A 6,231-nucleotide genomic window follows, 5' to 3' on the forward strand; every position below is an offset into this window, starting at 1 on the left:
AAGGATTCGAACCTTCGACCAATTGGTTAAAAGCCAACTGCTCTACCAACTGAGCTAACGACCCATCTTGGTTTTGCAAGAACTGATATTCTTACTGGAACAAAGGCCAACTGTCTCTATTTCAAGACCAACTGAGCTAACGACCCATCTTGTTGTAATATGTAAATTGTTTAGCCACGTTTTAAAAAGTGGTGGGACGTGAAGGATTCGAACCTTCGACCAATAGCTTAAACGCCAACTGCACTACCAACTGAGCTAACGACCCATCTTGATTTTGCAAGAACTAATATTCTTACTGGGGAAAAAGCCAACTGTCTATGTTTCAAGACCACCTGAGCTAACGACCCATCTTGGTTTTGCAAGAACTGATATTCTTACTGGAACAAAAGCCAGCTGTATCTGTTTCAATACCAACTTAACTAATGCCCATTTAGCTAGCTGATATATTAACTCACAACACTTTAAGTGTAGATTAATATTATCAACTCAACACACCCCAAAAGGCTATGCCGTTCTGAGGGCGCCTATAATACCTTTTTCAATTTCTCATGCAAGCGCAAATGTATAATTTCTTGTTGTTTGCATGAAAAACAGACTAAGAGGCTGTTTTTTGGCTTAATTAGCCTTTTAATGCAGACAATTGCTGCTGTGCGAGACGAGCAGAGGCACTATCTGCGTACTCTTTTAAGACTTTATTATAAAGCGCCCTTGCACCCGATAAATCATTTTCTTTTTCCGCAATCATGCCAAGCTTAACTAAACTGTCGCCACGTTTATTTGAGTCTGAAAATTTACTCACTACCGTGCTAAAAGCTTGTTTCGCATCATTGTACTCGCTTTTGTTATACAACAACTGGCCTAACCAATAATTGGCATTTGCTGCATAATTTGATTCTGGATATGTTGATATAAATGTACGAAATGCAGGAATGGCGTCATCGTATTTCCGATCTTTCAGAACTAGGTTCACGGCAGCTTCATAGCTCCCTGTTTCACCCAACGTTGAACTAGCTGCTGCGACCGTAGTAGCATCCGCTTGCACTGGTGCTGCTGGGGTCGATGACTTAGCAGTAAGATTAGCAATTTCCTCATACAGCTGTCGTTGACGCTGTAACATTTGATTCATTTGATAATTTTGTTGCTCAGTAATGCCTCTTAATTCTAATACTTCATTTTGCAATGCATCCATACGACGTTGCATGTCGAATTCGCCTTGTTGCTTCGCTTTTATGATGCGTTCTATTCTAGAAATCCTATCATCATTTGAACCGCCAGATGCATCCGAAACAGGTGCTGGTGCAGCAAAAACTGTTGCAGTTGTAAAGAACATCGCCGCAACCAATATGGCTAGTTTCATTTTTATCTCCTAAAAAAGGCCAACCGATAAAGGTTGGCCTTGTACTTCTTACGCTTTAGTAAACTAACACACCACGACGGTTTTTAGCAAAACCAGTATCGTTACGTGAATAGTCTAATGGCTTTTCTTCGCCGTAGCTCACGATACTCATTTGGCTAGGTTGTACACCCATACCTTGTAAATACTTAGCAATCGCTTTAGCGCGACGTTCGCCTAGTGCGATGTTGTATTCAGGAGTACCACGCTCATCCGCATGACCTTCAATCAACACTCGAACATTTGGGTTTTCAACTAAATAGTTACCATGAGCTTGAATGATTTCAGCATTTTCACTTTGAACTTCACTGCGATCAAAATCGAAGTAAATGATATTTTGACGACGTAATTCTTGTTCTTTTAAACGCTGCTGTTCTGCAGAGCTTAGTACAGGAGCTACACCACCAGTTTCAATACCACCATTACCGTATTCACTACCAGTACCACTCATAGAACCGTTAGCGTCAGTTTCAGAGTCTGAAGTTGAGCTACAGGCACCCAGTGCCATAAGCGGAACTGCAACCAACATAGCTTTAAACAACTTATTCAGATCCATTTTAAATCCTTATCAATATCTATTTAGAGAAACGGAGACCATGCTGGTGACTTCACCTCGCCCTGGCCGACAGGCAATCTTGCTTTAAATCTGCCGTCCATAGAAACAGCAGCTAACACTTGCTTACCTTGATGGGTTGTACCGTAGATAACCATAGTGCCGTTTGGAGCAACACTTGGCGATTCATCAAGTTGAGTTGATGAAAGCACCTGCATAAAGCGTGTTGCGAGATCCATTCTAGCAATATGGAACTTACCGTTAGTACGGTTTACAAAAATCATACTACGACCGTCTGGGGTAATTGAACCACCTAGGTTCCATTCACCTTCAAAAGTCATACGCGAGACTTTATTTGTATCTAAATTTACGCGATATAACTGTGGCTTACCACCTCGTTCAGAGGTAAATAAAATCGATTTACCGTCTGGGAACCAAGAAGGTTCAGTGTCAATTGCGTAATGTTCTGTAATACGTCGATTTGCTTTCGTCGCAATATCGACGACATAAATTTCTGGTTGGCCGTCTTTTGACAGTGTAACAGCTAATTTTTTACCATCTGGAGAAAATGCTGGTGCACCGTTTATGCCATCAAAAGTACTCACCAATGTACGTGTTTGGCTGTAAATGTCTTGAACAAAGATTTCAGCTTTTCTATTTTCAAAACTAACATAGGCTAAACGTCGTCCATCAGGAGACCAAGTTGGTGACATCAACGGCTCTGGTGAACGCAGTAACATTTGCTCATTGTAACCATCGTAATCAGCAATCATTAGATGATACGGTGCTTTTTGACCTTGTTTAACTACAACATATGCAATACGAGTTAAAAATGCGCCACGAATACCGGTAAGTTTTTCATACACAATATCGCTGATACGATGACTGTACTGCCTAAATTGGTTTGCACTGATCACGGTTTCACGGCTTTCAAGTAATAACTCATTGTTATTCTGAGGCCCTTTACCTGCTTGAAGTTGTGCTTTAACTAAATCAATCAGCTCAAAACTTACTAAATATTGATCAGCACCATATGGCTTAACCGTACCTACCACAAGTGCTTCAGCTTCTACACTAGCCCAATTCTGAGCAGTAAAACCATTCACAGACGAGATAGTTGATTGTGGCAAGGCACGAACATCAAGCGTCTTAAATGTACCACTGCGAGACAAATCAGATGTTACCACATCAGAAATAGATGCAGGTGCGGGACCTTGCCCTTGCCAAACAAAAGGTACCACAGCGATAGGTCTTGCTGCATCTACCCCTTCTGTAATAACGATATCTAACGCTGCGCGAGCGGGTGTAGTTAACACTATTAATACCAGTGTTAGCCATTTAGCCAAATTTTTCATGCGACTCCTTTTAACTCCATTCCATCATAAAATACGATTTATATTAATTAAATTCCGGTGAAACGGTTAAATTAATTTCTTTTAGTTGCTGATAAACAGCCGGTTCAGGCGATACTGGTAACCGTCCCGCTTTATTAATCGACGCTTTGGCTGCTCGACAAACTACTTGGTCACCATCTAACGTTTGGCTGGTTGTAACAAAACCATCTGACGCTAGACGAATAAAGACCCTGCAGCTTTTCCCACGCATTGACTCATCAACAACTAAATTTCGTTGAATAGTAGCAATAATCATGGCTTTATACTTATCAACTTCTGACAACACTTGTTTATTACGTGTTTTAGAAAGTGAGTCTTGTTCAGCAGCCATTGCCTCTGCCATTTCACGTTCTTGACGCGCTTTAGTATCAGCTTCAGCTTTACGTTTACGCTCAGCATCTTCTTTACGTTTACGTTCATCATCAGCACGTTGACGCTCTTCTTGAGCTTTTTTCGCCGCGGCTTCTTCTTGCTTACGCTTTTCAGCCGCTTTTTCAGCTGCATCTTCAGAAGCTTTTTGCTCTTGTTCTTTTTGCTTACGGACCACTTCAGCTTTATCTGCTCGCTCTTTTTCTAGCACTTGCTTTGCCTGAGAGGCTTTAGCTGCATCATTAGCCTTTTGAGTTTCCTGCTCTTTTTGTTTGCGCTGGATCTCTAAGGTTTTAATTTTTTCTTGCTCACGTTCACGTTCACGGCGAGCTTCTGATGCTTTTCGTTCTAATTCCGCTTGACGGGCTTTTTCTTGCTTGACCACATCTTGCTTTTGTTTCTTTAATTGCTCAACTCTATCATTTACTTTCTGTTGATCAATTACAATTGCTTGTACGGCAGGAGCACTTGCAGCTGCCGTTTGCATTTGTTTGGGCTTATCATCAAAACTAATACCTAAAGCAAGAATGATAATAAACCCAATATGAATACCAGCAGAAATAGAAACTGGTACGGTTAAATCTGATTTTCCAGCCACCTATTTCTCCTTGGGTGAATCGGTCATTAGCCCTACAGCAGGCACTCCAGCACCTTGCAAGCTAATCATTAATTGAATAACACTTTCATAAGGTATTGTGCGGTCCGCTTTTACAACCACAGGCCTTAATGGCTCAAGCTGGATTAACGCGCCAACTTCAGTCGAGACCTGCTCTAAGTCCATAACATCTGAATTAGAGCTACTACCGATATTCAAAAAATATTGTCCCGCTGCATCAATAGACGCAACGATAGGAGGCTTACTATCAGGTGGTAAAGACTCTGCATTACCCTGAGGTAATTCGACTTTGACTCCTTGCGATACAATAGGCGCTGTCACCATAAAAATAATCAACAGCACCAACATTACGTCGATGTAAGGTACCACGTTGATTTCTGCAACCGGACGACGACGTTTACGCTGATACATTAAACAGCTTCCTTCTCGCTATACGCTTGACGTTGCAATATGTTGGAGAATTCTTCCATAAAGTTAGCATAAGTCATTTCGATTTTATCAACTTGCGTTGTAAAACGGTTATAACCAATTACAGCAGGAATTGCTGCAAACAAGCCCATTGCGGTTGCAATCAACGCTTCTGCAATACCTGGTGCAACCATCGCAAGGGTGGCGTTTTCAACAGCGCCCAATGCAATAAAGGAATTCATAATCCCCCATACAGTCCCAAACAAACCAATGTATGGGCTGGTTGAACCAATCGTTGCCAATAACGGTAAATGGTTTTCAAGTTTTTCCATTTCACGTGACAAACTCACTCGCATTGCTCGAGACGTTCCATCCATAACAGCTTCAGGAGCTTTACTGTTTACTTTACTCAAACGAGTATATTCTTTAAAACCAGCCACAAACATCGACTCTAAGCCAGAAATAGCACTACCTCGTGCTATTAATTCTTTGTAAAGACGGTTTAAATCAACACCTGACCAAAACGTTTCTTCAAATCGCAATGACTTAACTCTTGCAGAGCTTAATAATTTGTTGCGTTGAATGATCACGGCCCATGAGGCAATCGATAATGCCAACAAGGTCAGCATAACTAACTTTACCAACACACTGGCTTCTAAAAACAAACCAATAAATGAAATTTCAGCGTGCACAGTCAAACTCCTGAACAATATTTAGGGGAATAGCGCGGGGACGCATACGTGATAAAGATATACACGCGACCACAACAGTCGCTTCACAATAGCAGTCACCTTGATGATCAACTAGGCGCTGGTGAAACACCAACGACACTTTTTTTAATTCTATAACCTTGGATTCAACCACAAAATCCTGTTCAAACTTTGCAGCTTTACGAAAATCTAATTCTGCATGTTTGACGACAAAAGCAATATCTTCTGCCAACAGTTCAGCTTGGCTAACACCCATTGCTCTTAACCATTGCGTTCGGGCTCGTTCAAAAAATTTTAAGTAATTCGAATGGTACACAACACCACCGGCATCGGTATCTTCGTAATAGACTGAAATAGGCCAAACAAACATAATCTGAACATCAATTTTTAGGTTGTAAAAGTTGGCTTACTATACCGAGTACCAACACGCTTGTGAATATTGTACCGAGGGAAAACGAGACTTTATTTTGCTCAAAATGCGCTAAAACACCCTAAAAACCTCAGGAACTGTAAGAGATGAAGCTTTATTAATGTATTTACCCAAAAAGTTAACAATTTATTAAACAAAACATGCCATATAAATAGAATTTTTTTTACTACCAACCACCTGCTTTTAGCCGCTCAAAAGCACGAGAAAAATAATAATGATGTAAAAATAAACGGCGGACGTCCCTTACCATCGCACACTTTGCAAAATGTAAACGTGAATAAATATTAAGCTAGTACAATTTCACGACCTCTTTTGACGCAAATACTTTATCAATTGTGAACTCAACCGCATTGCCTTA

General features: G+C 40.8%; 7 protein-coding genes and 1 tRNA gene. All 8 read right to left on the reverse strand.

What is annotated here, in order from left to right:
- Positions 1-189: 189 nt before the first annotated feature.
- The 8 genes from H5202_RS16885 to ybgC all read right to left on the reverse strand — a co-directional run bounded on the left by H5202_RS16885 (position 190) and on the right by ybgC (position 5,816).
- Positions 190-265 (reverse strand) — tRNA-Lys (locus H5202_RS16885).
- Between the two features lie 354 nt (positions 266-619).
- On the reverse strand, positions 620-1,357 hold the full coding sequence (ybgF, locus tag H5202_RS16890) for a tol-pal system protein YbgF (RefSeq protein ID WP_182773102.1): 738 nt from the start codon (positions 1,355-1,357) through the stop codon (positions 620-622).
- Between the two features lie 55 nt (positions 1,358-1,412).
- The gene (gene pal / locus H5202_RS16895) at positions 1,413-1,949 is read right to left on the reverse strand and encodes a peptidoglycan-associated lipoprotein Pal (RefSeq protein WP_182751547.1); all 537 of its coding nucleotides are present in this window, start codon (positions 1,947-1,949) and stop codon (positions 1,413-1,415) included.
- 23 nt (positions 1,950-1,972) lie between these two features.
- The gene (gene tolB, locus H5202_RS16900; RefSeq protein ID WP_182773103.1) at positions 1,973-3,301 is read right to left on the reverse strand and encodes a Tol-Pal system beta propeller repeat protein TolB; all 1,329 of its coding nucleotides are present in this window, start codon (positions 3,299-3,301) and stop codon (positions 1,973-1,975) included.
- A 43-nt stretch (positions 3,302-3,344) separates the two neighbouring features.
- On the reverse strand, positions 3,345-4,307 hold the full coding sequence (tolA, locus tag H5202_RS16905) for a cell envelope integrity protein TolA (protein ID WP_182773104.1): 963 nt from the start codon (positions 4,305-4,307) through the stop codon (positions 3,345-3,347).
- Positions 4,308-4,736: a protein TolR gene (gene tolR / locus H5202_RS16910; RefSeq protein WP_182773105.1), complete on the reverse strand. Its 429-nt coding sequence runs from the start codon at positions 4,734-4,736 to the stop codon at positions 4,308-4,310.
- Positions 4,736-5,425, reverse strand: coding sequence for a protein TolQ (gene tolQ / locus H5202_RS16915; RefSeq protein ID WP_182773106.1), 690 nt, complete (start codon positions 5,423-5,425; stop codon positions 4,736-4,738). Before tolQ ends, tolR begins: the two co-directional genes overlap by 1 nt.
- Positions 5,415-5,816: a tol-pal system-associated acyl-CoA thioesterase gene (gene ybgC, locus H5202_RS16920; RefSeq protein WP_182773107.1), complete on the reverse strand. Its 402-nt coding sequence runs from the start codon at positions 5,814-5,816 to the stop codon at positions 5,415-5,417. The genes tolQ and ybgC overlap by 11 nt, the downstream gene beginning before the upstream one ends.
- Positions 5,817-6,231 lie beyond the last annotated feature (415 nt).

The sequence above is a fragment of the Shewanella sp. SG41-4 genome (assembly GCF_014164505.1).
In the GTDB taxonomy this organism is placed as follows: Bacteria; Pseudomonadota; Gammaproteobacteria; order Enterobacterales; family Shewanellaceae; genus Shewanella.

Bases quoted from the DNA above. Each gene is read 5' to 3' on its own strand.
- tolB (WP_182773103.1), bottom strand. From the start codon at position 3,301: ATGAAAAATTTGGCTAAATGGCTAACACTGGTATTAATAGTGTTAACT.
- pal (WP_182751547.1), bottom strand. From the start codon at position 1,949: ATGGATCTGAATAAGTTGTTTAAAGCTATGTTGGTTGCAGTTCCGCTT.
- ybgF (WP_182773102.1), bottom strand. From the start codon at position 1,357: ATGAAACTAGCCATATTGGTTGCGGCGATGTTCTTTACAACTGCAACA.
- tolR (WP_182773105.1), bottom strand. From the start codon at position 4,736: ATGTATCAGCGTAAACGTCGTCGTCCGGTTGCAGAAATCAACGTGGTA.